We start from the raw sequence: 25,937 nt of genomic DNA on the forward strand, positions 1-25,937 counted from the left end.
AAGTGTCAACCGGTTCGGCTGTCGCGTGGCGTCTCCTGCCCCACGCGAGCCGTTGCTACGGTCGTCGCATGCCGGCGTATCCCGAAGACGACCCGTCCCTCGTGCGCCTGGAGCTCCAGGTGCTCCCCCGCGGCACCGCGGTCGCCGAAGTGGCGAAGCAGCTGACCTCCCTCCTCACCACGGGTGATCTGGCACCCGGGTCGCGCCTGCCCCCCGAGCGCCAGCTCGCCGAGAGCCTCGGAGTGGGCCGCTCGGCCGTGCGCGAGGCCCTCGCGGCGCTCGAGATCCTCGGCATCGTCACGGTGCGCCCGGGCTCCGGCACCTACCTCCGCGACAGCACGTCGGAGCTCCTGCCGACGACGCTGAGCTGGGGGCTGATGCTCTCCGCCGGCCGCACGGCCGAGCTGATCGAGGTGCGGAGCGGGCTCGAGATCCAGGCGGCGATGCTCGCGGCACTCCGCATCGAGGACGCCGACCTGGCGAAGCTGCGCGCGCACCTGGACGCGATGGAGTCGCACCTGGACGACCTCGCGGCCTTCGTCGAGGCCGACGTGCGCTTCCACCTGCAGATCGCGGTCAGCTGCGGCAACGTGGTGCTCCGCGACCTGCTGCAGACCATCCGCTCGCTGCTGCGGCTGTGGGTCGAGCGCGCGCTCAGCGACCCGCAGCAGGCGCGCGACGCCTTCGCCGAGCACCGCGCCGTGCTGGAGGCACTCGAGGCGCGCGATCCGGCCGCGGCCGCGCGGGCGATGGAGTCGCACATGAGCACCGCCTCGCGCCGACTGGCGGACTCGGGGAGCTGATCGACGCGGTCGGTGGCAGACTCGGCGCATGACGACCTTCCCGGGCCGGTCGAGCTCCGCGGTGCTCGCCGTCGCCGCCGCCCTGCTCCTGCTCGCCGGCTGCGCGGGGCGCGCCGACATCGCCTCCTCCCGGACGCCGCTGCCCAGGCCGGTGAGCGCGTCGCCGACGGCGGTGCCGAGCGCGACGCCGACGGCGGCATCGACGGCGACGCCCGGTGCGACGCCGACTCCGGAGGCGCCCACCGCCTCGCCGATCGCACCCTCCCCCGCAGCGCCCGCTCCCGAGGCGTCGGTCCCGGAGGCACCGGCTCCGGCCGCTCCCGCTCCCGCTCCCGCTCCCGCTCCCGTCGAGCGCTGCCACGGGGGCGACCTCGCGCTCGAGTACCGCCCCGATCCCGACGCCTCCGGCGCCGGCTCCAGTGCGTTCGACCTCGTCTTCACCAACGCGTCGTCGCTGCCCTGTACGCTCGCCGGCATCCCGGGCGTCTACCCGACGGACGCCGACGGCGTGCGCATCGGCGCGGTCGCCGCCGCGGTCGGACCGAACCCGGGCGGCCTGCTCACCCTGCAGCCCGCCGGCCGGGCCGAGGTCCGCGTCGTCCGCCACTCCCCCGGCGCCTACGGCTGCCCCTCCGCCGTGTCCGCCCGGATCGTCGCCGAGGTCGTCGACGACCTCGATCCGGCGGTCAGCGCTCCGGCCGCCCTCGAGGTCTGCACCGACGGCACGGTCGTGCTCGAGGCGTCGACCTACACGCCGCTGGGCTGAACCGTCCGCACGACGCGGGCGGCCTCGCCGGGAGCCAGCCGGAGCGGGCCGTCCCCGCGGGAGCCGTCGAGCGACCGCCGCCACTCGTGCACGCCGTCCCGCGACGGCTCGATCGCGGTGGCGCCGAGGTTGCCGACGAGGAGCAGCTGCTCCCCCTCCCGCTGCACGCCGATCGCCACCAGCGGGAGCGGAGCCGCGTCGACGGTCACGACCTCGCCGCCGCCGATCTCGGCGGCCCACTCCAGCACCCGGCCCGCCGGTGTACCGGATGCCCCGCGGGGTCCCCACTCCTCGAAGTAGGCGAGCGAGTCGACGCCGGGCTGCGCCAGAGCGGCGAGGCTCCCCACGACCCACGCGGCGAGCGCCGGCGAGGACTGCCGCGGGTCGGTCGCACCGGGCAGGTGCTGCGGGCCGTAGCCGTGGGCGTCGACGTCGGCGTCCCCCGGGTCGAACGGCGACGTCGAGACCGCGTTCATCCGCGCCCCGAGTGTGATCGGGCCGATGCGCAGTCGACGGCCGTCGGCGATCGCCAGGGCGTCCCGCACGACCGTGCGCTGGGTCCCGAGCGACTCCACGAGCTGGTGCCCCGAGGTGTCGTGCATGAAGGCGGTCAGGCTGAAGGCGAGCGGAGCGTCGACGACGGCGAGCTCCTGCGCTCCCCGGTTGAGCTCGGTGAAGTGCGAGCGGACGCCGCCGAGCACCTCGATGCCCGTCCCGCCCACCGCGCGCCGGGCCGCGTCCAGGAGCTCGGGAGTGCTGCGGTGGCCGTGCGCGGCGTAGACGCCGAGGCGGGCGAGCGGAGCGTCGCCGACGGCATCGAGGACCCGCGCGACGTCGTCCGGTTCCGCCGCGACGATCCGGAGGTCGATGCTCCGCTCCTGCGCGTCCTCGAGGGCGCGGGCGAGTGCCCGCCGCCAGCCGGCCCAGCGCGGGTCGCACTCGACGAGCAGGCCGGCGCCGACGATCCGGCTCTCCGCCGGTCGAGCCGCCGACGGTGCGCTCGACACCCCCGTGAAGATCTCGGGGAACCGGTGCCCGGCGAGGGCGAGGCGCAGCCCGTCCGGCTCGTCCTCCGCCGGGGTCGGCGTCGCGGAGCATTCGATCCGGACGCTCTGCCGGACGACCTCCCCCTCGGCCACCGCGACCGGGAACGGCAGGTCCAGCGGAGTGGAGTACGTCTTGAACGACGCGTCCGTCCAGTTGCGCTGGTCCTCCATCTCGAAGACGTCGCCGTCGAACGCCGCCGTCACCGCCACTCCGCTCGCCGCCCACGCGAGACCGGTGATGTCGCGGGCCGGCTGATGCGGGGCGATCCGCGTCGGGAAGCGCATCCGCTCGACGGAGCCGTCGGTGCGGCGGACCTCGAGCGGCTCTCCGGCCGCCTCGGCTCCGTGCAGGACGACGAGACCGAGCCGGTTGCGCAGCAGAGCGGCGGCGGCGCGCGCCTCGAGGGAGAGCAGGAGGGCCGACTCCTCGAAGCGGGCGCTCAGCGTCCACTCGACGCGGGCGGAACCGCTCTCGCTCACCCCCTCGATGACGAGCCCGGAGTCCTTCGCGCTCAGGTCGGCGCGCGTGGTCGCGAAGGTCCCCCAGTCGCGGTCGCGGACGACGAACCGCACTCCCCGGAGGATCCGCGCCCCTGCGAAGCGGATCTCGTCCAGTCGACCCTCGGCGGTGCGCAGGGTCCATGAGCCGCAGCGCACCTCCCGCTCGTCGCGCTCGGCCGGGAGCAGCAGCGCGGCCGGGATCGTCGGAGCGGCGGGGCGGATGCCGATCGGCCCCATGGTCACAGGGTGGTCATGCCGCCGTCGACGCGGAAGAGCGCGCCGGTGGCGTACGAGGACTCGTCGCTCGCGAGGTAGACCATGATGCCCTCGACGTCCTCGGCCGAGCCCGGTCGCCCGATCGGGATCCGCGAGACGATCGCGGCGCGCGCCTCGGCGTCCCCCGAGATCGCGGTCACCAGCGGGGTCTCGGTGTAGCCGGGCACCACGGTGTTCACGCGGATGCCCTCGCCGGCGTAGGCGGCGGCGACCGTGCGGCCGAGGCCGTGGATGCCGGCCTTGGAGCTGCTGTAGGCGGTGAAGTCCTGGCCCTCGCCGTTCAGCCCCGTGGGGCTGCCGGTGAGGACGATCGAGCCGCCGCGGCCCAGCATCGCCCTGACCGCGTGCTTCACGGTCAGGAAGGTGCCGGTGAGGTTGATGTCGATCGTCCTGCGCCACGCCTCGAGGCTCAGGTCGGCGATCTTCGCGTCCTGTCCGAAGAGCTGCACGCCGGCGTTCGCGACGACGACGTCGGGAGCACGGCCGTCCGCGTCGAGCTGTGCGAAGGCGGCCTCGACGCTCGCCTCGTCCGAGATGTCGAGCGCGACGGCGACAGCATCCGGGTAGGCGCCGGCCGCGTCGCGCGCCGCGTCGAGGTCCCGGTCCGTGAAGGCCACGCGGGCCCCTTCGCGGGCGAACCGCTCCGCGACGGCCCGGCCGATGCCGGAGCCGGCTCCGGTGACGAGGGCGTTCTTGCCGATGAGGCGTCCGGTCATGCGTGCTCTCCTTCGAGTCGATCCAGCTCGATCATAGGAGGCGAACCGGTTGACCGCATTCCCTTCTCTCCAGTGCGTCCGCTCGACTCCGCCGTCCGGCGTCTCCCGGAGCGTCCCGACGCGCCTCCGCGACCCCTTGACCCAGGAGCTGGGAGCGGCGACTCTCGCTACCACGCACGCTCCCACTCGCATCAGGAGGTCACCCATGAAGGTCGGCTCGCTCGTTCTCCGTCTCGCCGTCGGCGGACTGTTCGTCGGACACGGACTGCAGAAGCTCCGCGGCTCGTTCGGCGGTCCGGGCCTGGAGGGCACTTCGCAGATGATGCAGAGCCTCGAGATGCACCCGCCGCGCCGCAACGCCCTCGCGGCCGCGGTCACCGAGACCGCCGGCGGTGCCGCACTGGCCCTCGGAGCGGTCACTCCGCTCGCCGCCGCGGGTCTCGTGGCCACGATGGTCACCGCGGTGCGGAAGGTGCACTGGAGCAACGGCCTCTGGAACGCGGGGGGAGGCTGGGAGTTCAACGGACTGCTCGTCGCGGCGACCGCCGCGGTCGTCGCCGACGGTCCCGGTCCGCTCTCGCTCGACGCCCTGGTCGGCAAGTCGAAGTGGGGCGCCGGATGGGCGCTGCTCGCGCTCGTCGCCGGCGCCGCCGCCTCGACCGCCGCCGTCGAGGCGGGTCGCCGCTCGGCAGGCGCCGGCGCGCCCGCGCCCACCACGGCCGACTCCTCCGCGTCGACCAGCCCCGACTCCCCCACCTCCGCCGCCGACGGCACCGCCTGACACCGTCGCTCCGGGTTCCGGAGGCTCGATCCCCGCGTCGTGAACGGCGTGCTCGAGCCTCCGGGACCACGTCGGCCCTCGCCCGTCGGCCTCTCCCGCTAGCCTCGCCTCGTGACCGACTCGCCCCGCCCCGCCGACCATCCGCCCCGTCCCGCCGCCGAGGACCTCGACGCCTGGCAGCGGGCGGCGGACCGTCTGCAGGAGGAGGGCGACGACGTCGTCGAGCGGATGCGCGTGCTCGCCGCGAGCTACCCGGGCGACGGCGGTCGAGGCCGATTCGAGCTGGGCGGTGCGCTCGACAGCGCCGTTCACGAGACCGAGGCCGCCGCCGAGTACGAGCGGGCGCTGGAGCTCGGTCTCGACGAGGAGCGCCGGGCGCAGCTGAGCATCCAGTACGCCTCCACCCTTCGGAACCTCGGTCGGCACGAAGAGGCCGTCGCCCTGCTGCGCGCGGCGGACCCACACCCCTCCGTCGGAGCGGCTCGCGAGGTCTTCCTCGCTCTCGCGCTGCACAGCGCGGGACGCCCCGCCGAGGCGCTGCGCACCGCTCTCGAGGCCCTCACCCCCACCCTGCCCCGCTATCGACGGTCCGTCGCCGCGTACGCCGCCGCCCTGACCGACTGAGCCCTCACTCCGTGAGGAGCGCGTCGATCTGGCCCATCGCCTGGCGCATCCCCTCCTCCATGCCCATCTGGACCATCTGCTCGAGCTGCTCCACCGACTCGAAGGCCGAGCGGACGACCATCCGGGTACGCCCGGCAGCCTCCTCGAGGGTGACGACGGCGTGAGTCGTGCCGTACTCGTCCACCGGGTTCCCGTCGTCGTCGGCGAAGCCGTCGTCGAACTCGAAGCGCGCGGGCTCCTCCACCGCGGTCACGAGCCACCATCCCCGGGCCTTCTCCCCATCGGGGCCGGTCATGTAGTAGCTGCTGCGGCTCCCCGGAACAGCCTCATGCCGCTCGAAGGTCGCCGGCCAGGTCGGCGGCCCCCACCACCGCTCGAGCAGTCGCGGCTCGACCCAGATGCGCCAGACGCGGTCGATCCCCGCGTCGAACTCCGCGGTGATGGTCATGGTCAGGTTCTCGACGTCCTTGACGGACTCCAGCACGGTCATCGTGCGCTCCCTCTCCTCGGTTCTGCGGTCGGCTGCCGCCCCTCCTCGGCGAGGAGGCCGGTGATGCGGTCGATGCGTCCGCGCCAGAGCTCCTCGTAGGCGTCGAGGAGTCGCGCTGCCCGCTGCAGCGCCTCGACCTCTCCGCTCACGAGCTGCTCCCGTCCGCTGCGTCGCTTGCGCACGAGCGACGCGCGCTCGAGCACCGCGACGTGCTTCTGCACCGCGGCGAACGACATCGCGTACTCCGACGCCAGCACCGAGACCGACTGCTCGCTCTGCAACACCCGGGCGACGATGTCGCGCCGGGTGGCGTCGGCGAGCGCTCGGAACACCCGGTCGATCCGCTCGTCGTCTTCCACATCTACAACCATTTGGTTGCACGTTACTCCTCGGGTCAGCGGGAAGGGAAGACCTGCCGGCCCGGATCCGACGAGCCGGACCTCGCGGCCCGGGTCGCGCGCTCCCCTCTCCCCCTGAATCGTCCCGCCACCCCGGACATCAGCGGCGCTCCGCGGCCGCCAGCAGCCTCCGCGAGGTGCCGTCGAGGACCCAGCCGGGCACGTGGCGGGCGGCGAACAGCGACTCGTAGAGCTGCGCCATCGAGTACGCGGGATCGAGCCTCCGCGCCTCGCCGAGATGCAGTGCGGCGAGGGAGCCGACGCCGCGCGCCCACCAGCACCAGGCCAGCACGGTCAGGACCGGCACGCGCGCCCCGGGAGGAGCGAGCGCGGCTGTCCGCGCCAGCGCGGTCGTCGCCCGCTCGAGTCGTCCGCGATCCGGCCCGGGCCCCTCTCCCATCAGCAGCTCGGCGTCGGCGACGTCCCTCGCATCGGTGCGCCCGATCGCCGCCTCCCTCGCGATGATCTCGTCCATCGTCTCGCCGGTGAACTCCTGCTCCGCCTGCTGGCGGACCACGCGGAGGAACGACGACCGCGCACGGTGAGGGCCGAGCGCGATCTGCAGCGTCAGCTGGTCGCGCAGTGGCGGGGACTGCAGGAGCTGGAGGACCCGCCCCTCCCTCCGCGCGACCGACGGCCCCTGCAGCCATCGCTCGACGACAGCGGTCGGGTCCTCGAGCATCCCTCCCGGCGGCGTCGCGAGCACCGCCTCGACGACGCGGCGGTCGTCCTCCTCGACCACCGGGAGCACGGCGAGCGCCGACACGTCCAGCGGCTCGTCCGCCACCGCTCGCGAGAAGAGGCCGGACTCGCTGTCCTCGATCCCGGCGAGAGGACGCGGAGTCCGCCGCTCCGAGGGGAGCGTGTACCTGCCCCAGCCGTCGGACGCCACGCACGCCACCCCCACGATCCCGAGGTCGGTGCGCTCGAGACGCTCGACGAGGGCCCGGCCCAGCTGCGGGAGCGGGATGCCCGCCTCCGCGTCGAAGCTCCGATCGGTGTAGACGACGGCGAGGACTCCGTCCGCCTCGGGGACCGCCGCCAGCGAGGCGACCGCACCCTCTGCGAGGGCGTCGACGTCCGACGGACGCAGCTCCGCGGCGAGCGGGAGGCGGAAGCCGCCGACGGTGCGGCGCCCGAGGAACGGGACGACCACCAGGGACTCCTGCGGGAGGACGCCCAGGAGCGACGGGACGACGGAGAGCAGGTCGGCGAAGCCCTTCGCACGGACGAGCTCGACCTCGCGCAGCAGGTCGGGGTCGGATGGACGGGAACGGTCGGAGGTGCGATCGAGAGGAGGCATGGCGGACAGCGTCGTCGGTCCGCGACGGGCGCGGACGCGTGAGGTGGGATCCGGTGGAGACCTGCCGCGCCCGCTCGCCTGTGGAGGAGCACGGCTGCGAGCCGGAACCACCGCGCGGCTCGCTGCCTCTGCGCACTGGTGCACTCTCCCGTCCGCGCCGTAGCCTGCCCTCATCCGCAGCTCCGTCGCCCCGTCGGAGCACAGAGAGAGGGAGTCAGATGATCGAGATGAAGCTCGAGCTCGTCCCCGTGCCGGTCACGGACGTCGATCGCGCGAAGGACTTCTACACCCGCGTCATCGGCTTCGTCGCCGATCACGACGTCGTCGTCCACGACGGTCTGCGATTCGTGCAGCTCACTCCGCCGGGCTCGGCCTGCTCCGTCGTCCTCGGCCTCGGAATCACCGACATGGTGCCGGGCTCCCAGAAGGGACTCCAGATGGTCGTCGCCGATGCGGTCACCGCCCGCGAGGAGCTCCTCTCCCGAGGAGCCGACGTATCGGAGATCGACTCGCAGCCGTGGGGCGAGTTCGTGCACTTCGCCGACCCGGACGGCAACACCTGGTCCCTGCAGCAGATCGTCGTCCCCGGCTGAATCGGCCGTCCGGTCTCCTCCGGTCACGGGATCGACGCGGAACCGAGACGATCCGCCTCCTGCCGACACTGTCACAGTGAGAGCGGACGAGGGGAGGCGCGATGATCACCGACGAGACGACGGACGCCGAGCTCGTCCGCCGGGCGGCGGCGGGCAGTGAGGCTGCCTTCCGCACGCTCTACCGGGCGTACGTCCGCCCGGTCTACTGGATCGCGCACGGCATCCTGCGCGACCCGGGTAATGCCGAGGAGGTCGTGCAGGAGACCTTCGTCCTCGCCTGGAGCAAGCTCGAGGGTCTCGAGCTGGCCAGCGACTCGCTCCTCCCGTGGCTCGTCACCATCTGCCGGTACCAGGCGGCGAACCGGATGAGGGCCGTCCGGCGCGAGCGCGAGCGCACGGTCCAGACCGATGAGGAGGTCGCCTCCCCGCACGATCTCGAGCAGCAGATCGTCATCGCCGCCCTGACCGAGGCGGTCCTCCGTGAGACGGAGGGGCTCTCCGAGCTCGATCGCGCTGTCTTCCGCCTGTGCGCCACCGAGGGCCGCGGCTACGAGGAGGCGGCCCGTGAACTGGGCGTCACCCACGCCACCGTCCGCAACCGCCTGTCGAGGGTCCGCCGCAGGCTCCGCCTCGTGGTCGACGATTTCCGAGGAGCAGAGCAGCCATGACCGAGTCCCCCGTCCTCCTCCCGACCCTCGACGACGAGCGCGTCTCCGCGATCGAGACCCGCCTGTTCCGCGCCCTCGCCGCGCAGCGGCAGGCCCGTGCACTCCGCCGACGCAGGGCTGTCGCCCTCACAGGAGTCGCCGCGGGCATCCTGGCGCTCGCCGTGGTGGTCGGCCCCCTCGTCAGCGTGAACGGCATCACCAGCGGCGCGTCCGACTCCGCCGCGATCGCTCCGCAACCCGCCGGGGACGGCTCGGGCGGCGCGAACGGCGACTCCGGCGCAGGAGGGAGCGAGCAGTCGGCACCCTTCGTCCCGGGCGCGGCGGACGGCCCTCCCGCGGACGGTGCGGCGGAGGCGACCTCACGCGAGATCGTGTCGACCGCCGCGGCCACTCTGCGAGCGGGTTCCGTCGACGAGGCGATCCGCACGCTCTCCGCGAGCGCCTCGGCGCTCGGAGGGTACGTCGAACGCTCGAGCACGTCCGACCGGGTCGACCTGGGGGCGACCGAGGCGGAGGGCGTCGCGGGGGACGACGGATCCGGCGGCCTCGCCTACCCGACGCCGCTGCCCGACGGCGCCGGCTCGATCACGATCCGCATCCCCTCCGATCGCCTCGCCGAGGCGCGCGACTCCCTCGACTCGCTGGGCGCCGTCACGGCATCGACCCTCGACCAGCAGGACGTCACGCTCGAGGCCGTCGATCTCCGCGCCCGCTCGGAGGCGGCGAGCGCCTCGGTCGACCGCCTCACCCAGCTCATCGCGCAGGCGGGCAGCCTCGCCGATCTGCTGGCCGCCGAATCCGCGCTCACCGAGCGGCAGGGCGAGCTCGAGTCGATCCAGCAGCAGCTCACCGCTCTCGAGAGCCGGGTGGCGCTCGCCTCCCTGACCGTCACCGTCCTCCCCGAGGAGGCCGTCACGTCCGCGAATCCTGCAGGCTTCCTCGACGGCCTCGCCACGGGCTGGAGCGGGCTCGTCGCGGCCGGCAACGCCGCACTCATCGGGATCGGATTCCTGCTGCCCTGGCTCGTCGTCGCCGCGCTCGTCGCAGCGGTGGTCCTGGTGATCCGGCGCCGGAGGGCGACGCCACGACCAGGAGCGCCGGACGAGCTCGGCTGACCGGGGCGTGCGAGTCGCGGAGGGTGCACCGCGGTCGTCCTCGCCTCCCGGCCGCTCGGCTGCGGCGGGGCGAGACGCGGGACTATCCTCCAGGGTGGCCTCCGCGCCTCCCGCCCCACCAGAGAGAACCACCGTGAGCCTCCTCCGCACCAAATCCGTCGAGCAGTCGATCTCCGACACCGACGAGCCCGAGTTCCGCCTCAAGAAGTCGCTGTCGGCCCTCGACCTCACCGTCTTCGGCGTCGGCGTCGTGATCGGCGCCGGCATCTTCACCCTCACCGGCCGCGCCGCGCACGACATCGCGGGCCCGGCGATCGTGCTGAGTTTCGTCGTCGCCGCCTTCGCCTGCGCCCTCGCCGCCATGTGCTACGCCGAGTTCGCCTCCACTGTGCCGGTGTCGGGCTCCGCCTACACGTTCTCGTACGCGTCCCTCGGCGAGCTCTTCGCCTGGATCATCGGCTGGGACCTGATCCTCGAGCTGTTCCTCGGGGCGAGCGTGGTCGCCCAGGGCTGGAGCGCCTACCTCGGCTCCTTCCTCGCACAGCTCGGCATCGTCCTGCCCCCGGCGATCTCGTACGGCGGAGTCGTCGACGTGCCCGCGATCCTCCTGGTGCTCGTGCTGGGCGGGCTCATGACGTTCGGCATCAAGGAGTCCCTCCGCGTCAACATGGTGCTCGTCGCGGTGAAGCTCTTCATCGTCCTGTTCGTCATCATCGCGGGCATCCAGTTCATCAACACGGCCAACTACTCCCCCTTCATCCCGCCGGCCGCCCCGACGGAGTCCGCCTCCGGTCTCACGCAGCCCCTGCTGCAGTTCCTCTCCGGCATCGAGCCCGCCACGTTCGGAGTCGGCGGCATCATCGCCGGCGCCTCCCTCGTCTTCTTCGCCTACATCGGCTTCGACGTCGTCGCGACGACCGCCGAGGAGACGAAGAACCCGCAGCGCGACATGCCCATCGGCATCATCGCCTCGCTCGCGATCTGCACCGTCCTCTACTGCGCGGTCGCCCTCGTCGTGACCGGCATGGTCCCCTACCGCGAGCTCGACCCCTCCGCCGCTCTCGCGAACGCCTTCGCGTACCACGGCCAGACCTGGATGGCGACGGTCATCTCGGCCGGTGCCGTCGCGGGGCTCACCACCGTCGTGCTCACCCTGCTGATCGGCGCGACGCGGATCATCTTCGCGATGTCCCGCGACGGCCTGCTGCCCCAGCGCCTCGCGACGGTGCACCCGCGCCTGCGCACCCCCTGGGTCACCTCGCTCGTCGTCACCGTCGTCGTCGCCCTGCTCGCCGGGCTGACGCCGATCGGCGTCCTCGAGGAGATGGTGAACATCGGCACGCTGTCGGCGTTCGTCCTCGTCTCGGTCGGGGTGATCGTCCTGCGCCGCACGCGGCCGGATCTCAAGCGCGGCTTCCGTGTGCCGCTGAATCCCTGGCTGCCCGGCCTGTCGGCGCTCATCTGCACCTACCTGATGCTCAACCTCTCGATCGAGACGTGGCTGCGCTTCCTGGTCTGGCTCGCGATCGGCTTCGCCATCTACTTCGCCTACTCACGCAGCCGCGCGAAGATCGCGAAGTAGTCCTCAGGACGCGGGCACCGGGGTCGGTCGGAGCACCTTCTCCATCGCCTTCCCCCTGGCCAGCTCGTCCACGAGCTTGTCGAGGTAGCGGATCCTCTGCATGAGCGGGTCCTCGACGTCCTCCACCCGGATCCCGCAGATCACCCCGGTGATCAGCGGAGCGTTCGGGTGGAGGCGTGCGGCCGCGAAGAAATCCTCGAACGTCGTGCGCTCGGCCAGATGCCGCTGCAGCTCGGCCTCCTCGAACCCGGTCAGCCAGCGGATCACCTCGTGCAGCTCCTCGACGCTGCGCCCCTTCTTCTCCACCTTGGCCACGTAGTGCGGATGGACGTCGGCGACGGCGGTGCGGAAGATCCTGCTCATGGCGGAAGGGTAGCCCGGGAGGACCCGATCGCACAGGCCCCGCGACCGGCGGGAATGCCGCGCTCCCCAGAGCCCTTGCACTCGGTATGAGAGCGATCGTCTACAGCGCCACCGGCGCCTCCTCCGTCCTGTCCCTCGTCGACCGCGAGCCCGTTGCGCCCGCGGAGGGCGAGGTCCGCGTTCGCGTCGTCGCCTCCGGAGTGAATCCCACCGACTGGAAGGCCCGCGCCCAGGGCGATCTCGCCTTCGACGAGGTCGTCCCGAACCAGGACGGCGCAGGCGTCATCGACGCCGTCGGCTCCGGAGTGAGCGGTCTCGCTGCAGGCGACCGCGTCTGGTTCTTCCTCGCCGCCCACCAGCGCCCCACCGGCAGCGCGCAGGAGTACACGGTTCTCCCCGCCGAGCGCGTCGTCCGCCTGCCCGAGGGCATCGGCTTCGACATCGCCGCCAGCCTCGGCGTCCCGGCGATGACCGCGCACCGCGCCCTCACCGTCCACGAGCAGGGCCCGACCCGCCTCTTCCGCGGCGCTCTCGCCGGCCGCACCGTCCTCGTCCAGGGCGGCGCAGGAGCGGTTGGCCACGCCGCGATCCAGCTCGCGGTCTGGGCCGGCGCCACCGTCATCGCCACCGTGAGCAGCGACGTGAAGGCCGAGCTCGCCTCCGCCGCCGGCGCGCAGCACGTGCTGCAGTACCCCGACGACGCCCTCGCCGACCGCATCCGCGAGCTGGCTCCCGACGGCGTGCAGCACATCGTCGAGGTCGCTCCCGCGCAGAACGCCGCGCTCGACGTGGAGGTGCTCGCCAACCACGGCAGCATCGGCTACTACGCGAACAACAACGGCGACGAGTTCACGATCCCGATCGTCCCCAGCTTCGCCAAGAACGCCCGCTGGCAGGGCCTCCTGCTCTACACCGTCGGTCCGGAGCCCCTGCAGGCGGCCGCCGAGGACATCACCGCGGCCCTCCGCGACGGAGCGCTCCCGGTGGGAGAGGCCGCAGGACTCCCCCTGACGTGGTTCCCGCTCGAGGAGACCGCCGCCGCCCACGACGCCGTCGAGGCCGGCACCACCGGCAAGATCCTCATCCGCGTCGCCGCCGAGTAGAGCGCGCACAGAACGTCGGTCGGGAGCACCGCGAAGCGCCGTCAGCGCCCGCACACCGCTCCCGGCCGTCGCTCTGCGTGTCTCGCATGGCCGCGGAACGCGTAGCCGTCCGGCGAGAACGGATACGCTCCGCACCCCGTGCAAGAAGACCCCCTGGAAACAACGAAGCCCTGGTGGAAGAGGCTTCTCACCAGGGCTTGCTGTCGGGCTGACAGGATTTGAACCTGCGACCCCTTGACCCCCAGTCGCCCAAACGGCTCGACAGTCACCAAAAACCGCTTAGTGCCGCAGATCAGATCATTCAGAACACGTCGCGCGATGCATGGTTTGCATGCTTCTGGTCCCCTTTTGGTCCCCCAGCGCAAGTGTCTTGTACACGCCGTCACGGCTTCGCAGACCCCGATGCCTCTGCCGCAAGGCGCGCTTTTAGGACGTCGACATCAAAATCTGGAACTCCAATACGTCCGCGATGCTGACTGTGCTGGATTAGTAGCGACTCTGCGAAGGGGCTACCAAGGGACGCGATCGGCTCGTAGGAGGCGAGATCGTCAGGCTTTTCAGCACGTACATCCTCAAGGTCGATCACAAGATCTGGGATATCTCGAAACCTCGGCAAGTAGTGGTATCGCCCTCGGGTGGACGCCAGTACGTCCTGCCGAAGACTAGACCACTCGCCTTTACCTCGGTTTTGCTCTGCCTTGCCCTTATTCTTCTCGGCTGTGAATTCGTTCTTCCACTCTAGGTATTTGGAGTGTTTTTCAAGCAAGGTCGCTTGCGCCAAGAGGACAAACCCGACCTTGCGCTGAGCGAAATCACATGCCGGAGTCAGCGCCACCCACCATGTCTGATCGGACGCCCGCATAATGTCTCCAGGAGAGCGGACGGCCGAAGTCGGTGGATACACGTAGCGGTGACTGGGATGAGAGGTGAAGGACTGCTCTTGGTCGTCAACGAGTACGCGCGCAAGGCGACTTATGAGGACTTGCGCAATATCTGAGGAGTCACCGTCCTCAATATACTCAGCCCAGTTTGGGGCCAGTTCCGTCCACATGTGCGCCCGCAGGACAGTTGCAACATGCTTCTCGATACCGCTGATCGTGATGACGGCCCCGCTTTCAACGGCCGCACGGATCGCCGCAGGGAGCTTCTCGGTCTCTTCTTTATCCACCACCGTTACCAGAGGTAGCATTTCCTCGTGGGCGACCTTGCCGGGCAACGCCGTCCAGAACACGACGGGTGCGAACCGGGCCTCTTTGATCTCAAGGTAGACAGCGTGACCGGCGGTTTCATCCTCAGTTACGGTATCGGACGCATCGCGACGGACATCTAGGACGACCACGTCACTTTCGCCACGGCTGACCTTGGCAAAACCATCATCGAAGTCAGTCTCGACAGAAACTTCCACTTCGATCTCCGGGCTTTCGGCGAAGGCGTCCTCAATTTCTCGCTTGGCATCTGCTGCGAGATCTGCCTTGTCCTCAATGATGAGGACCCTAACCTTCTCCCTCATTGTGCCCGCCTCTTGAAAGTCGCTTCAAACGTCGCACCGTCAAGCGGTCCCTCGTCTACCAAGATGAGCTCGCCTTCGTATATGTCCTCAACGAGGTTGCCCACAATGCTCAGACCAAGGCCAACTCCCTCGGGCTTGCTTGAGAAGTATGGATCAAAGATGTGCCCCCGAATGCCCTCTGGAACGCCCGGTCCCGAGTCGCTGACTGCGAACGTCAACGACTCATCAGGGTTGCTTCTCGCATCAACAAGCACTTTTCGCGAAGCGTCCTTCGGCTGAGTGGCGGCCCAATAGATCGCGTTCTGAATGAGGTTAACCAGGACCGTTAGAACCTCGGCTTCATCAAGACGAGTCATGACGTCGGTTTCACCTGCTTCAAGGGTCACGCCACTGTCGTCAGCCCCAACCTGCATTATTGCGATTGCCTTCTGAATAAGATCGCTGACGCGGATCTCCTTTGGTCGACCACGCTTGCGTCCTCCGAAGGGTTCAATTTGGTTGAAGAGCGATGAGAGCACCTGCGCTTGAACAGCCGTCTGCTCCATCGAATCCCCTGCGATCGTGATTTTCTCATCCACGGATAGAGATGCTTTCGCCAGATCGCGCGACCCAAAACGCGAAATGTTCTTAAGTCTCGTAACAACTGTTCGCCCGTCGTGAAGGACACGGTCGACCAGTGATCCCAGCGTGGCGAGACGCGAGTATCGCGACAGGACGTGCTGAACCTCGGTTACCCCTTGCTGGATGTCGCGGTTCTTCTCGTCAAGCAGGCCGATGAGTCGGGTGTCACCAGGGTAGCTCGCGGCGAGTGCGCTGCGTATCTCGCCAAGGTCGAACCTCTCGAACAGCCCGCCCTTCTTCTCGGTTGGCGCTTTATCGGGATGTCGTGCCGTGTATCGACGGGTCTCTAGCTCGTTCAATGAAGCTCGGACCAATGCCTGAAGGTCTGAATAGGACGGCCCTGCGAGAAAACCCTCGCGGTTCGACTGGTCTTTCAGACCCTCATTGCTGTCAGCTCCGATGAAGATGTGGCCGATGATCTGATTGTTGGAGAGCCTACGGGTAGGACTTTGGACGCGTCGAAGGTCTAGGCCTAGCCAGTCGTCACCGCTCTCTCCGAAAGGCAGTACCCGGAAGCCGTCCCTGTAAATGCTGACGCCCGCGACAACGTCGAGTGTTTCGCGAAACCCCTTCAAATCCTTTGAGGTCGGCGTTGGCCCACTCGGACTCGCCGCTTCAAGCGTCCGCTGAATGGCGTCTTTATCTCGATCCCATACGTTGATCTCGAAGTCGAAGGGCCCGGCGTTCGGCGCGCGTTTGTCGTTGTTCCACAACAGTTTTGTGCCGAGATCTTCGTCGATCGGAGGGGTCTGCTGTACGTAACGAAGGCTTGCTGAACCGTTCTTGTCGACGGACCCGCTAAGTCGATAATGGGGTGTCTGGAGATCTGCTGAGGTGTCTACTGGACCAGCGAACCCCTGCAGTCCTTCTGGCACCGCTAGAAGTTCAATGAGGATCTGGAATTCAGGGGTCGCGGGTTCTGGACCGTCGGTGATTGACGCTTCGTTCGCGGTATTGGCGACTGGTCGGGGACGGATCAATCGCGTGAGCGCGGTGCGAAGTTCGACGAAGTCCTCCTCCGTCCATCGGCGCGTCAGCTTGTCGATTTGCAGCAAGGTTCCGTGTCCGCGTTGCCACGTCTCGCTGTCGGAGTCGGAGAAGACTTCGTTGGCCGAGCCGTTTTCAGAAAAGAGGTCTGGGTCGCCCAGCTCCCACGCCACTTCGATCTCATCAAGGTAGGCGTCGTCGCGGTCGAACTGGGTCCAGTCGATGAGGAGCTTCACCTCGATGGCGTCCGCCATCCTGGTCACGAGCATCAGCTCGCTGCCGAGCCTTGCAGCGGCCAACCGACCGATGCCTTTCTCGCCGAGAACGCGTCGTCCGCCGTCACTTTTGGGCTTGCGCTTTTTGGTGTCGGTAGCGATGTCGAGCCACGAACGCTGAAGAGTGGGAACGTCCATCCCGTGCCCGTCGTCCCAAACCTCGATCTTGCCGGTGCCTTCTTCCAGAGGTCCGTGAAAGCGAATGATGACAGTAGTTGCGTCGGCGTCGTAGCAGTTCTTGACCAGTTCGATGAGCGCAACTTTGTCACTACTGATGAGATCGTTACCCAGCGTGCGCAGCAGACGTGCTCGTGGTCTCAGCGCGCCAAAACCGGTCGGAGTAGCTGGGTCGTGTTGCCGGGTTACGATCTCATCGGTCATGACGCTTCCTCTATCCCCAAGTTCTCAAGGTCCGCACCGAGAGGACTCATGATGTGCGCCCGCGCCTCGGAGACTGTGATCGCTCGTATGGCGCTCATCCGCAGTGCGGCTTCGGGTCCGGTGGACACCAATTGGGCCAAGGCAACCTTAATGTCGGTGTGCAGTCCGGTCTGCGCCTCCGGCAGGCCCATGAGTAGGGTGACAACTTTGCCGATGTGCTCGTTTACGAGCAGCTCGTTACCGCCACGCAAGAGTGCAAAGACCTTGCGCTGGGCGGCACCAAGCAGCGTCGCCAGAAGTGGAGTCGAGTCGACTGATTCCTCGTTGCGCAAGATCTCGCGGAGGTCTCGAACGGATTGCTTCCTTGTTTTGCTGAGATTCTGAATATCGATGTGTTGAAGGGATCTTGCCGTCAGATCCTGAATCCCTCGGACCGGCTCCATGAGAGCGAATGCTGAGGCAAAGGGCAGCCGATGCACGTCGAGCAAGGCGCCGATAGCGGCTGCGGCAGCGGTCATATCTGGACCGGGATACAGCCACCATGTCGCCCGCCGCTGCCGGAGCGCCCATTGGGTGAGGTGAGCTCGCATCGCTGGCAGCGGCGCGAGCTCGTGTCCGGGCTCGCTGAGTGGCAGGATCGCTTGAGCAACGACGCGGCCAAGAATCGGAGGGACTGCGTTTCCGATCTGGCGAAATGCGTCGCTTCGAGTTCCGAAGAACCGGAAGCTGTCGGGGAACGTCTGAATGCGCGCGGCCTCGCGGACAGTGAGGGTGCGGTGCTCTCCCGGGTGGATGTACCAGTACCCGTCCTTGGCGATGTGCGCGGTGATGGTCCGGCTGAGGTCGTCCCAGTCGAGCCGTTTGTATTTGTCGTTGAAGGTATCGGAGCGGTATCGCTTGAGACGGTCGGGGAGATCGGAGTAGAGAGTCGACGAGGTCATCAGCTCAAATGCCTCGCGGTCGTCGTCGCGCACTGGACGGGTCATGTGGTCGTAAATGACGCCTGGGCTTGATGAACCGCGTAGCTCTTTCGCGAGTGCCCGTGTGGGTGCACTCAGGTAGGGCAGTTCTCGGCCCCCGGTGGTGTTATTCAGCGAGGGCAGATCCTCGATCGCGTCGCGGACCGACGGCGGATCGTCCTTCAGGCTCGGCCATACTGGCAGAGCTCCGTCGTTCCGTGCTTGGAGGATGAATCGCTTGCGATGCTGGGGGACGCCGTGTCTCCACGCGTCAAGGAGTCTGTAGTCGACGGTATAGCCCTCGTCTTCGAGGATGCCCGCAATTTCTCGAATGACTTTGAGATCGTCTCCGATAGCCATGTCAGGCACGTTCTCCATGAGGACGGCACGAGGCCGAAGCGCGAGCACCACGTCGATGAACGAACGCCAGAGCTCCTTGCGCGCGTCAACCGCGTCGCGCGTTCCTTCGTTGACGAGTGAACGGATCTTCGCGCGACCGGCCCTGCTGAACGGCTGGCACGGCGGCCCGCCTGCGACGAGATCAATGCCGAGAGGACGCAACTCCTCGATAAGGACGGCGACCTGCATTGAGTCGGACATATCGACTTCTAGCGCTCGTCCGCGGAAGTTGGCACGGTGCGTCTCTAGAGCTGCTGTGTCATGGTCAACCGCCGCCACTACGGTCCACCCGGCTGCCTCGACGCCAGCGCCAAGCCCTCCAGCTCCTGAGAACAGGTCTATCGCGAGGGGGCGTCCTGAAATCTTCTCGGCGGCGCACCACTCGACGAAATCTTCGTCCTCAGGAGCGTCGAGGTGCCGGGGCAGGATTAGCGGGACAGAACGCTCCAGCTTCACTGCGTACGTTGCCACGCGTCACGACTCCTTGCCGACCCTAAGCGTTCACCTCCAGGAGAACACGACCGATACTGTTGGGTGTCGCGACACGCCACGACAATGCCCCCAAACGTCATTTTACGGGTACGAGAGACTGCGGCGCACGCCCATGACGCACCACTCGCCGTCTGGCCGCGCCGTTCAGCTAGCGGCACCGCCATCGACCTCGCCCTACAAGATGGCGTCCAGTCATCGGAGGTGCCGATCCTGGCCATGGTCGTCGACCACATCCTCGACCCCGGTCCGGCCAGCAACACCGACGGGCGACTCGCAGAAGACGGACGACTCGTCGGCCACGCACTGCGCCGCCTTGTCGCCGGCAATCTCGCCGGTCTGTTCGACGGGCCATCGACAGTGCGGTTCGACCCATCATTACCGATGATCAGTCTCGACCTGACGCGGGTGGCAGAGAACTCCACGCTGATCTCGGTGCTGATGACCTGTTCCAGCGTGTGGATGGACGTGGCGCTGATGGACCTCAACGGCGGGCACCGGTGGGTGATCTACGACGAAGCCTGGCGACTCCTAGCCTACCCCGCGCTCCTGAAACGCATGGATGCGCAGTGGCGGCTGGCACGGCATTACGCGATTGCGCACAAGCTCACCGACCTCGACAACGTCGGCGACCAAGGCTCCGCCATGCGATCCCTCACCAACTCGCTGCTGGCGAATGCGAAAACGCGGACTATCTACTGGCAAGAGGCCGACCAGCTCGGTGCCACCGCGGCGGCCCTCGGGCTCACCGGCACGGAACAGAAGCTCCTCCCCGGCCTCGGAACCGGACAAGGGCTGTGGTGGATCAACGCTCCGTCGTCGTCCAGCACCAGCTACACCATGCGGAGCCCGATGTCTTCCGGACGGATGCTCGCTACCTCGGAAACCCCTAAAACCAGTCGCGGCGAGACACTACTCGACTTTCCATATGCCGATGTTCGCGCTGATCATTGCTGCAGGCAGTGCGTCGAACACCTCGCGCATTGCGGCGGAGAGTGCGTCAAATCCGGCTCGAGATTCTTGCACGAGACTTTCGAGGGTCGGAGGCACGTGGCCGGTCGTGATCCCGACACTCAATGACATTGTGCGTTCGCCTGTCTCGACCCAGGGGTTTGAGGTGAGCGCGCCGCCTTCGATGCTTTGGGGTCGCCAACGGTGATAGCCCACGTCGCGGCGTGCCGTTAGTGCACCCCAGTCGGGGTCTGCGACAAGCGCACGCAAAGGAGCGACGAGCGCGGTAAGCGGCAGCTCAACAGATTCCCTTGCTGCTCGTGCAAGAGCTTTAACGGTTTCCGCGTTGAGCGAGAGGTTGGAATCCCGGCTCTCGACGAAGGGTTTGGGCGGACCGTTCCACCGCAGCGCCTTGTCCAAGTATGTCGTGTCGTGGTGCGCTCGCACGACGCGCGCAACCACGTTCACGGCCGCGTGGCCGGTGCTGATCGACCAAAGACCCGAGGCTTCTGCAAGTGCTCGGCCCGCCAAGGTCCTCCGGTTCTCTTGCTTCGGCTCGGGCGTGATGTCCTGCCAGACTTCCGCGTCTCTGACCGCTGTGAGCGCCAGCCCGAGCTGTTCCCCTGCGGCGGCAGCGCGTCCCAGCATCTCCGCCATGTACCCGTGGGGCATGCCGGCAAGAACGCCTCGCGGTTCGGCAAACTGTGCTCGAGCCGCAAGAAGCTGCCAGTCCGACGACACTTTGAACTGCTTCCGATCGGTGTCGCCTACTGGCTTCCCGCCGTCACCGGGGAACAGAGAGCCGAGAGCAACGGCGACCACACGAGAGTCGTTCGCGCTAAGTGTCATAAAGCCATCTTGACACCGAGAAGACGTGCGCACGGCGTGATGTGCCGCCTACCTGTTCTCGAACCCCTCCGGCCCGTACTCGAGCACTTGGCCGAGGGGAAAGCTCCCGAAGACCAACTCCTCGTCGGGCCCGAGGGCGGTGTGCTCACCACGGCGACTGCCCGGGATGCCACCAATTGGGACACGATCGTCGCGCGGCTTGGCTTGCCCGATCTAACTCGTCACGGACTCCGCCACACGGGCGACATGGATGGCCGACGCTGGCGTGCCGCTGCACGTGCTTCAAGAGAACCTTGGGCACGCATCTATGGAAACGCCCCGCGGGTACGTGCACCCCGATGACCGGCACCTTGCCTCCGCGGCGGAGCAGGCCGAAGCGTTCCTCTCCCCTCCGGACAAAAGCGCCAGGCCTCACGAGGCAGCGCTTCAATGCGAGGCCTCTGATGCCTTATCAGATGCCCACATATCGGCAGGGAGCAGTTCTGGTCCCCTTTTGAACCCCTTATCCATAGGAAGGGCATGGCAGCGGTTTCTGTTGTCCACAGCCCAACTCCGCCAAAAGGTCGAGGGGGACCAAAATTCGGCCTCCGGAAACAGCAAAACCCTGATGAGAAGAGCTCCTCATCAGGGTTTTTCTGTCGGGCTGACAGGATTTGAACCTGCGACCCCTTGACCCCCAGTCAAGTGCGCTACCAAGCTGCGCCACAGCCCGTGGCAGTCCGGGTTCGTGGCCCGTGCAACTCGACTATCTTAGCGGGTCGCAGGCCCGGAAGTGAAAACGAGCCATGTCCGCGCCTGCGTAGAATCGCTGAGCGCCCGCGCCCCCGGAATCACCGGTGGCGGGGCGGACAGCACGGGAGGCGGCATGGACGCGCGGCAGAGACGATCGCAGGAGTCGCTGCACAGGGCGATCATCGATCTCGCCACCGAGCGCGCCGTCTCGGGCCTCACGGTCTCGGACATCACCGACCGCGCCGGAGTGAACCGCTCCACCTTCTACGCGCACGCGGCCTCCGCCGCCGAGCTCCTCACCGCGGCGCTCTCGATCGAGCTCGACGTGATCCGGGTGGACTACCTGGCGCGCCTGGGCGAGGGCGATCCCGCGGATGCGTCCAACAGCGAGGCGACAGTGCGGATCCTGGACCACCTCGAGCGGCACCGCTCTCTCTACCTCGGCGCCTTCGACGACGCCGGAGGAGACTCGGGCCTGCGCGTCATGCTGGCCGGCCACTTCCGCCGATCCGTCAACGACGCGGTCGCGAGCGGTGCGGTCACGGTCCCCCAGGAGGGCTTCCTCCCCGGTGGTGCCGCCGCCTACATCTCGGCCGGTTCCGCCGCGCTGATGGAGGAGTGGCTGCGCCTGCCGGATCCTCGAGACCCGGATCTCTACCTGGACGCGTTCGCGCAGGTCCTGCCGCCCTGGTGGCCGCTGTCGTCGAGCGCCTCCGCCGTCACTGGGGCCTGAGCACGCACGAACGCCTCCGGCCCGCAGGATCCGAGGATCCCGGCGGGCCGGAGGCGTGTGAGGGGACGGCTCTAGCGGGCCCGCTTCTCGCGGACGCGCATGTTGACGTTGACCGGCGACCCCTGGAAGCCGTAGATCTCACGCAGGCGGCGCTGGATGTAGCGCCGGTAGCCGGGGTCGAGGAAGCCGGTGGTGAACAGCACGAATGTCGGCGGGCGCGAGGACGCCTGCGTGCCGAACAGCACGCGGGGCTGCTTGCCGCCGCGCAGCGGGTGCGGGTGCGCCGCGGTGAGCTCGGCGAGGAACGCGTTGAACTTGCCCGTCGGGATGCGCGTGTCCCACGACTCGAGTGCGAGCTCGAGGGCGGGGACGAGCTTCTCGAGGTGGCGGCCGGTCCGGGCCGAGATGTTGACGCGGGGCGCCCACGCGACGTGGGCGAGATCCGTCTCGATCTCGCGCTCGAGGTAGCGGCGGCGCTCGTCGTCCAGGAGGTCCCACTTGTTGAAGGCGAGGACCAGTGCGCGACCCGACTCGAGGACGAGGTCGATGATGCGGACGTCCTGCTCCGAGATCGGCTCCGAGACGTCGATCACGACGACCGCGACCTCGGCCTTCTCGAGCGCGGTCGAGGTGCGGAGCGACGCGTAGAAGTCGGCGCCCTGCTGCAGGTGCACGCGGCGGCGGATGCCGGCGGTGTCGACGAAGCGCCACACCTTGCCGGCGATCTCGACCTGCTCGTCGACCGGGTCGCGGGTGGTGCCGGCCAGCTCGTTGACGACGACCCGCTCCTCCCCCGCGGCCTTGTTGAGCAGGCTCGACTTGCCGACGTTCGGGCGGCCGAGGATCGCGACGCGGCGCGGCCCGCCGACCTCGCGCTTGGCGACGGCCGACTCGAGGGGCAGGGTCTTCAGGACCGTGTCGAGCAGATCGGCGACTCCGCGGCCGTGGACGGCCGAGACCGGGTAGGGCTCGCCGAGCCCGAGCGACCACAGCGAGGCGGCGTTGGGCTCCTGGCGCGCGTCGTCGACCTTGTTGGCCGCGAGGAACACCGGCTTCTTCGTCTTGCGGAGCAGCTTCACGACGTGCTCGTCGGTCGCGGTGGCCCCGACGTTCGCGTCGACCACGAAGATCACGGCGTCGGCGAGGTCGATCGCGATCTCGGCCTGAGCGGCGACGGAGGCGTCGATGCCGCGGGCGTCGGGCTCCCAGCCGCCGGTGTCGACGATCGTGAAGGAGCGGTCGATCCACTCGGCCTTGTACGAGACGCGGTCGCGCGTGACGCCCGGGGTGTCCTCGACGACGGCCTCGCGGCGGCCGAGGATGCGGTTCACGAGCGCCGACTTGCCGACGTTCGGACGGCCGACGATCGCGACCACCGGCAGTGCCGGCAGGTAGCGCACCTCGTCGGAGTCGCCGCCTGAGTACTCCAGGAGGGTGAGGTCCTCGTCGTCGAGGTCGTAGTCCTCGAGTCCGCTGCGGAGCGCGTTCGCGCGTGAGGAGACGAGCTGCTCGTCGAGATCGCCGAGGCGCTCGACGAGGTCGTCGTCTCCGAAGTTCAGCTCGTCGTCACCGACGTGCGTGTCCTGTGCCATGACCGGCCCTTGCTCTCGAGGTATTGACCTCGGCGATGACCGCGTCGACGGTCTGCTCGAAGTCGAGATGAGTGGAGTCGAGAAGAGTGACTCCTTCTGCGGCGTTCATGAAGTCGACGACCTGGGAGTCGGCACGATCCCTCGACCGCAGTGCCTGACCCGTCGCTTCCGCGGATTCCGTGGTGACCTCGCGCGAACGCCTGGCCATTCTAGCCTCTTCGCTCGCCGTGAGCAGGATCCGGACCTCCGCGGTCGGTGCGACGACCGTCGTGATGTCGCGTCCCTCGACGATGATGCCCGCCTTGCGGGTCTCGCCGATGATGCGGCGGAAGAGCAGGGTGACGCGCCGGCGCACCTCCGGGACCTTCGCCACGGCCGAGACGCGACCCGTGACGCGGGGCTCGCGGATGGCGGCCGTCACCTCGGTGCGTCCGACCCAGACCGAGTACGACTCGGGGTCGGTGCCGATGGAGTAGTCGAAGCCGTCGAGGGCGTCGACGATCGCGTTCTCGTCCTCGAAGTCGAGGCCCACGTCGATCCCGTGCCAGGCGAGGGCGCGGTAGGCGGCGCCGGTGTCGAGGAACTCGAAGTCGAGGCGGCGGGCCGCCTCGCGCGAGACGCTCGACTTGCCGCTGCCCGCGGGCCCGTCGACGGCCACGACGATCGCGTCACCGAAGTCGGCGGACTCGTCCGTCCGGGTGCCGCGGTCCGTCGACGGAGAGGCTCCGCCGTCCTCCGGCATGCTCTGCTGGGCACGGCGGGCGGGCGTCATCCTGTTCAGGCCGCCCTCCTGCCTGTTCTGCTCGGTGCTCATCCGGCGATCCTCCAGCCGCGTGCGGTCAGTTCTTCTGTCAGCGGGCCGACCGCCTCGGGCACCACCGAGATCTCGGCGAGGCCCACGCGGCGCCCCTCCGCGTGCTCGAGGCGCACGTCCTCCATGTTGACCCCGGCCTCGCCGATCTCGACCAGGAGTCGGCCCAGCGTTCCGGGGACGTCGTCGATCAGCACGATCAGGGTCGCGAAGCGCTGGTCCTGGCCGTGCTTGCCGGGCAGGCGGGCGACGCCCGCGTTGCCCGCGGCGAAGTGCTCGGCCAGGACGCGGCGCGCCCCGGCGGCGTCGAGTCCGCGCAGGGCGTCCGTGAAGTCGGCCAGATCCTCGCGCAGCGCGTCGAGGACCTCGACCACGTTGGCGCTGTTCGCCGCGAGGATCTGCACCCAGAGCTCCGGCGCCGAGGCGGCCAGCCGCGTGACGTCGCGGACGCCCTGGCCGGCGAGTCGGAGCGACGCGTGCGGCGCCTCGAGCAGCCGCGCTCCGAGGAGCGAGGAGACCACCTGCGGGACGTGCGAGACGAGGCCGACGGCGAGGTCGTGCTCCTCCGGGTCCATCTCGACGATCGCCGCGCCGAGATCCAGCGCCAGCGCCTCGACGAGGGCGAGGGCGTCGGCGGTCGTCTCCCCGTCGCGGCAGATCACCCAGGGACGCCCGACGAACAGGTCGCCTCGGGCGGCCACGGGCCCGCCCCGCTCGCGGCCGGCCATGGGGTGCGAGCCGATGTAGCGCGCGAGGTCGATGCCGCGCTCGCGGAGCTCCCGCAGGGGCTGCGTCTTGACGCTCGCGACATCGGTCACGACGGCGTCGGGGTGGGCGGCGAGTTCGCGCTCGATGACGCTCGAGACCACGTCGGGCGGCACGCAGACGACGACGAGCGCCGGGCGGTCGTCAGCGGAGGCGGCCCGGCCGGCCCCGTAGTCGATGGCGAGCGAGAGGCTGGCCGGGGACGCGTCGTCGAGGACGACGTCGACCCCGCGCGAGGCGAGGCCGAGGCCGATGCTCGCGCCCAGGAGCCCGGAGCCGACCACCCGCACCGTGCCGGTCGTCCGCATCGCGGGCGGGGCGGGGTGCAGGAGCTCGTTCACCCCGACAGCCTACCGATCCGGTCGTCGCAGCTTGTCCGGGCCGCTGCGGCGTCCGGCTGCAGGGCGCCGATCCGCAGCCGGGGAGGAGCGCCGGTCGTCGGCGGACCGACGCTCACTGGAGTCGCGCCGGTCGGCAGGAGGACGCCGGTCGGTGGAATCGCGTCGGTCGTCCGAAGAACGCCGCTCACCCGAATCACGACGATCGGGAGCAGGACGACGCTCCCCCGAGTCACGACGCTCGGGAGCAGGACGACGCTCCCCCGAGTCACGACGCTCCGGAGCCGGACGCCGCTCCCCCCGAGTCACGACGCTCGGGAGCAGGACGACGCTCGCCGGAGTCGCGCCGCGCCGCCGACGGACGCCGCTCACCGGAGTCGCGCCGCTCGGGAGCAGGACGACGCTCCTCGGAGGATC

At 68.9% G+C, this 25,937-nt stretch carries 23 protein-coding genes, 1 tRNA gene and 1 pseudogene; 11 read left to right on the forward strand and 14 right to left on the reverse strand.

Translation table 11 applies throughout. The annotated features are described in order from the left end of the window. The first annotated feature begins 68 nt into the window (after window positions 1-68). Entirely contained in the window at window positions 69-803 is a 735-nt protein-coding gene (locus tag AC0CID_RS05440; protein ID WP_207406240.1) for a FadR/GntR family transcriptional regulator, read from the forward strand. A 28-nt stretch (window positions 804-831) separates the two neighbouring features. Continuing rightward, window positions 832-1,569: a DUF4232 domain-containing protein gene (locus AC0CID_RS05445; RefSeq protein WP_465226028.1), complete on the forward strand. Its 738-nt coding sequence runs from the start codon at window positions 832-834 to the stop codon at window positions 1,567-1,569. On the opposite strand, the gene AC0CID_RS05450 is transcribed toward AC0CID_RS05445, so the two are convergent. Both AC0CID_RS05450 and AC0CID_RS05455 read right to left on the reverse strand, forming a co-directional pair. Beyond that, the gene (locus AC0CID_RS05450; protein ID WP_465226029.1) at window positions 1,551-3,353 is read right to left on the reverse strand and encodes a hypothetical protein; all 1,803 of its coding nucleotides are present in this window, start codon (window positions 3,351-3,353) and stop codon (window positions 1,551-1,553) included. The genes AC0CID_RS05445 and AC0CID_RS05450 overlap by 19 nt on opposite strands. A gap of 2 nt (window positions 3,354-3,355) precedes the next feature. Next, window positions 3,356-4,108 (reverse strand): SDR family NAD(P)-dependent oxidoreductase, encoded by a 753-nt coding sequence (locus tag AC0CID_RS05455; RefSeq protein WP_465226030.1) that lies wholly within the window; start codon window positions 4,106-4,108, stop codon window positions 3,356-3,358. Window positions 4,109-4,313: 205 nt separating this feature from the next. On the opposite strand from AC0CID_RS05455, the gene AC0CID_RS05460 reads away from it, so the two are divergent. Together AC0CID_RS05460 and AC0CID_RS05465 are read left to right on the forward strand one after the other, a co-directional pair. Beyond that, on the forward strand, window positions 4,314-4,889 hold the full coding sequence (locus AC0CID_RS05460; RefSeq protein ID WP_465226031.1) for a DoxX family protein: 576 nt from the start codon (window positions 4,314-4,316) through the stop codon (window positions 4,887-4,889). Between the two features lie 111 nt (window positions 4,890-5,000). After that, window positions 5,001-5,513 (forward strand): tetratricopeptide repeat protein, encoded by a 513-nt coding sequence (locus AC0CID_RS05465; RefSeq protein ID WP_465226032.1) that lies wholly within the window; start codon window positions 5,001-5,003, stop codon window positions 5,511-5,513. 4 nt (window positions 5,514-5,517) lie between these two features. On the opposite strand, the gene AC0CID_RS05470 is transcribed toward AC0CID_RS05465, so the two are convergent. The 3 genes from AC0CID_RS05470 to AC0CID_RS05480 all read right to left on the reverse strand — a co-directional run bounded on the left by AC0CID_RS05470 (window position 5,518) and on the right by AC0CID_RS05480 (window position 7,704). Beyond that, the gene (locus AC0CID_RS05470) at window positions 5,518-6,003 is read right to left on the reverse strand and encodes an SRPBCC family protein (RefSeq protein ID WP_465226033.1); all 486 of its coding nucleotides are present in this window, start codon (window positions 6,001-6,003) and stop codon (window positions 5,518-5,520) included. Next, the gene (locus AC0CID_RS05475; protein WP_465226034.1) at window positions 6,000-6,374 is read right to left on the reverse strand and encodes an ArsR/SmtB family transcription factor; all 375 of its coding nucleotides are present in this window, start codon (window positions 6,372-6,374) and stop codon (window positions 6,000-6,002) included. The genes AC0CID_RS05470 and AC0CID_RS05475 overlap by 4 nt, the downstream gene beginning before the upstream one ends. Before the next feature lie 127 nt (window positions 6,375-6,501). After that, window positions 6,502-7,704: a DUF4192 family protein gene (locus AC0CID_RS05480; protein WP_465226035.1), complete on the reverse strand. Its 1,203-nt coding sequence runs from the start codon at window positions 7,702-7,704 to the stop codon at window positions 6,502-6,504. Window positions 7,705-7,925: 221 nt separating this feature from the next. Between AC0CID_RS05480 and AC0CID_RS05485 the strand changes: the two genes are divergently transcribed. From AC0CID_RS05485 to AC0CID_RS05500, 4 genes are all read left to right on the forward strand, one after another. Beyond that, window positions 7,926-8,297 (forward strand): VOC family protein, encoded by a 372-nt coding sequence (locus AC0CID_RS05485; protein WP_465228054.1) that lies wholly within the window; start codon window positions 7,926-7,928, stop codon window positions 8,295-8,297. A 101-nt stretch (window positions 8,298-8,398) separates the two neighbouring features. After that, window positions 8,399-8,965 (forward strand): RNA polymerase sigma factor, encoded by a 567-nt coding sequence (locus AC0CID_RS05490; RefSeq protein WP_465226036.1) that lies wholly within the window; start codon window positions 8,399-8,401, stop codon window positions 8,963-8,965. Beyond that, window positions 8,962-10,080 carry a DUF4349 domain-containing protein gene (locus tag AC0CID_RS05495; protein WP_465226037.1) on the forward strand — a complete coding sequence of 373 codons (1,119 nt, stop codon included), beginning with the start codon at window positions 8,962-8,964 and terminating at the stop codon, window positions 10,078-10,080. Before AC0CID_RS05490 ends, AC0CID_RS05495 begins: the two co-directional genes overlap by 4 nt. Window positions 10,081-10,213: 133 nt before the next feature. Next, window positions 10,214-11,662 (forward strand): amino acid permease, encoded by a 1,449-nt coding sequence (locus AC0CID_RS05500; protein WP_465226038.1) that lies wholly within the window; start codon window positions 10,214-10,216, stop codon window positions 11,660-11,662. A gap of 3 nt (window positions 11,663-11,665) precedes the next feature. On the opposite strand, the gene AC0CID_RS05505 is transcribed toward AC0CID_RS05500, so the two are convergent. Continuing rightward, window positions 11,666-12,025 (reverse strand): DUF2200 domain-containing protein, encoded by a 360-nt coding sequence (locus AC0CID_RS05505; RefSeq protein WP_207406223.1) that lies wholly within the window; start codon window positions 12,023-12,025, stop codon window positions 11,666-11,668. A gap of 86 nt (window positions 12,026-12,111) precedes the next feature. On the opposite strand from AC0CID_RS05505, the gene AC0CID_RS05510 reads away from it, so the two are divergent. Beyond that, window positions 12,112-13,128, forward strand: coding sequence for an NADPH:quinone reductase (locus AC0CID_RS05510; RefSeq protein WP_465226039.1), 1,017 nt, complete (start codon window positions 12,112-12,114; stop codon window positions 13,126-13,128). Between the two features lie 382 nt (window positions 13,129-13,510). On the opposite strand, the gene AC0CID_RS05515 is transcribed toward AC0CID_RS05510, so the two are convergent. Genes AC0CID_RS05515 through AC0CID_RS05525 form a run of 3 tightly spaced genes read right to left on the reverse strand, consistent with a single transcriptional unit; the run spans window position 13,511 to window position 18,731 of the window. Next, a complete protein-coding gene (locus AC0CID_RS05515; protein WP_465226040.1) occupies window positions 13,511-14,638 on the reverse strand; it encodes a hypothetical protein in 1,128 nt (375 codons plus the stop codon). Then, on the reverse strand, window positions 14,635-16,902 hold the full coding sequence (locus AC0CID_RS05520) for a sensor histidine kinase (protein WP_465226041.1): 2,268 nt from the start codon (window positions 16,900-16,902) through the stop codon (window positions 14,635-14,637). Before AC0CID_RS05520 ends, AC0CID_RS05515 begins: the two co-directional genes overlap by 4 nt. Continuing rightward, window positions 16,899-18,731 (reverse strand): DNA cytosine methyltransferase, encoded by a 1,833-nt coding sequence (locus AC0CID_RS05525; protein ID WP_465226042.1) that lies wholly within the window; start codon window positions 18,729-18,731, stop codon window positions 16,899-16,901. The genes AC0CID_RS05520 and AC0CID_RS05525 overlap by 4 nt, the downstream gene beginning before the upstream one ends. A 177-nt stretch (window positions 18,732-18,908) precedes the next feature. Between AC0CID_RS05525 and AC0CID_RS05530 the strand changes: the two are divergent. Then, window positions 18,909-19,642: pseudogene (locus AC0CID_RS05530) on the forward strand (ATP-binding protein); the annotation flags it as partial. 19 nt (window positions 19,643-19,661) lie between these two features. Here AC0CID_RS05530 and AC0CID_RS05535 read toward each other — a convergent pair. After that, entirely contained in the window at window positions 19,662-20,549 is an 888-nt protein-coding gene (locus AC0CID_RS05535) for a hypothetical protein (protein ID WP_465226043.1), read from the reverse strand. A gap of 638 nt (window positions 20,550-21,187) precedes the next feature. Further along, window positions 21,188-21,261, reverse strand: a tRNA-Pro gene (locus AC0CID_RS05540). A 153-nt stretch (window positions 21,262-21,414) separates the two neighbouring features. Here AC0CID_RS05540 and AC0CID_RS05545 point away from each other — a divergent pair. After that, window positions 21,415-22,014: a TetR/AcrR family transcriptional regulator gene (locus AC0CID_RS05545; RefSeq protein ID WP_465226044.1), complete on the forward strand. Its 600-nt coding sequence runs from the start codon at window positions 21,415-21,417 to the stop codon at window positions 22,012-22,014. Window positions 22,015-22,085: 71 nt separating this feature from the next. Here AC0CID_RS05545 and der read toward each other — a convergent pair whose 3' ends face one another. From der to AC0CID_RS05560, 3 genes are read right to left on the reverse strand one after another with little or no spacing between them, the layout of a single operon-like run. After that, a complete protein-coding gene (gene der / locus AC0CID_RS05550; RefSeq protein WP_207406215.1) occupies window positions 22,086-23,606 on the reverse strand; it encodes a ribosome biogenesis GTPase Der in 1,521 nt (506 codons plus the stop codon). Next, window positions 23,581-24,420 (reverse strand): (d)CMP kinase, encoded by an 840-nt coding sequence (gene cmk / locus AC0CID_RS05555; protein WP_465226045.1) that lies wholly within the window; start codon window positions 24,418-24,420, stop codon window positions 23,581-23,583. Before cmk ends, der begins: the two co-directional genes overlap by 26 nt. After that, a complete protein-coding gene (locus AC0CID_RS05560; RefSeq protein ID WP_465228055.1) occupies window positions 24,417-25,490 on the reverse strand; it encodes a prephenate dehydrogenase in 1,074 nt (357 codons plus the stop codon). The genes cmk and AC0CID_RS05560 overlap by 4 nt, the downstream gene beginning before the upstream one ends. Window positions 25,491-25,937 lie beyond the last annotated feature (447 nt).

It is taken from the genome of Rathayibacter sp. AC451, from assembly GCF_979253095.1.

Bases quoted from the DNA above. Each gene is read 5' to 3' on its own strand.
- AC0CID_RS05440 (WP_207406240.1), top strand. From the start codon at position 69: ATGCCGGCGTATCCCGAAGACGACCCGTCCCTCGTGCGCCTGGAGCTC.
- AC0CID_RS05445 (WP_465226028.1), top strand. From the start codon at position 832: ATGACGACCTTCCCGGGCCGGTCGAGCTCCGCGGTGCTCGCCGTCGCC.
- AC0CID_RS05450 (WP_465226029.1), bottom strand. From the start codon at position 3,353: ATGGGGCCGATCGGCATCCGCCCCGCCGCTCCGACGATCCCGGCCGCG.
- AC0CID_RS05455 (WP_465226030.1), bottom strand. From the start codon at position 4,108: ATGACCGGACGCCTCATCGGCAAGAACGCCCTCGTCACCGGAGCCGGC.
- AC0CID_RS05460 (WP_465226031.1), top strand. From the start codon at position 4,314: ATGAAGGTCGGCTCGCTCGTTCTCCGTCTCGCCGTCGGCGGACTGTTC.
- AC0CID_RS05470 (WP_465226033.1), bottom strand. From the start codon at position 6,003: ATGACCGTGCTGGAGTCCGTCAAGGACGTCGAGAACCTGACCATGACC.
- AC0CID_RS05475 (WP_465226034.1), bottom strand. From the start codon at position 6,374: ATGGTTGTAGATGTGGAAGACGACGAGCGGATCGACCGGGTGTTCCGA.
- AC0CID_RS05480 (WP_465226035.1), bottom strand. From the start codon at position 7,704: ATGCCTCCTCTCGATCGCACCTCCGACCGTTCCCGTCCATCCGACCCC.
- AC0CID_RS05490 (WP_465226036.1), top strand. From the start codon at position 8,399: ATGATCACCGACGAGACGACGGACGCCGAGCTCGTCCGCCGGGCGGCG.
- AC0CID_RS05495 (WP_465226037.1), top strand. From the start codon at position 8,962: ATGACCGAGTCCCCCGTCCTCCTCCCGACCCTCGACGACGAGCGCGTC.
- AC0CID_RS05505 (WP_207406223.1), bottom strand. From the start codon at position 12,025: ATGAGCAGGATCTTCCGCACCGCCGTCGCCGACGTCCATCCGCACTAC.
- AC0CID_RS05510 (WP_465226039.1), top strand. From the start codon at position 12,112: ATGAGAGCGATCGTCTACAGCGCCACCGGCGCCTCCTCCGTCCTGTCC.
- AC0CID_RS05515 (WP_465226040.1), bottom strand. From the start codon at position 14,638: ATGAGGGAGAAGGTTAGGGTCCTCATCATTGAGGACAAGGCAGATCTC.
- AC0CID_RS05520 (WP_465226041.1), bottom strand. From the start codon at position 16,902: ATGACCGATGAGATCGTAACCCGGCAACACGACCCAGCTACTCCGACC.
- AC0CID_RS05535 (WP_465226043.1), bottom strand. From the start codon at position 20,549: ATGACACTTAGCGCGAACGACTCTCGTGTGGTCGCCGTTGCTCTCGGC.
- AC0CID_RS05545 (WP_465226044.1), top strand. From the start codon at position 21,415: ATGGACGCGCGGCAGAGACGATCGCAGGAGTCGCTGCACAGGGCGATC.
- der (WP_207406215.1), bottom strand. From the start codon at position 23,606: ATGGCACAGGACACGCACGTCGGTGACGACGAGCTGAACTTCGGAGAC.
- cmk (WP_465226045.1), bottom strand. From the start codon at position 24,420: ATGAGCACCGAGCAGAACAGGCAGGAGGGCGGCCTGAACAGGATGACG.
- AC0CID_RS05560 (WP_465228055.1), bottom strand. From the start codon at position 25,490: ATGCGGACGACCGGCACGGTGCGGGTGGTCGGCTCCGGGCTCCTGGGC.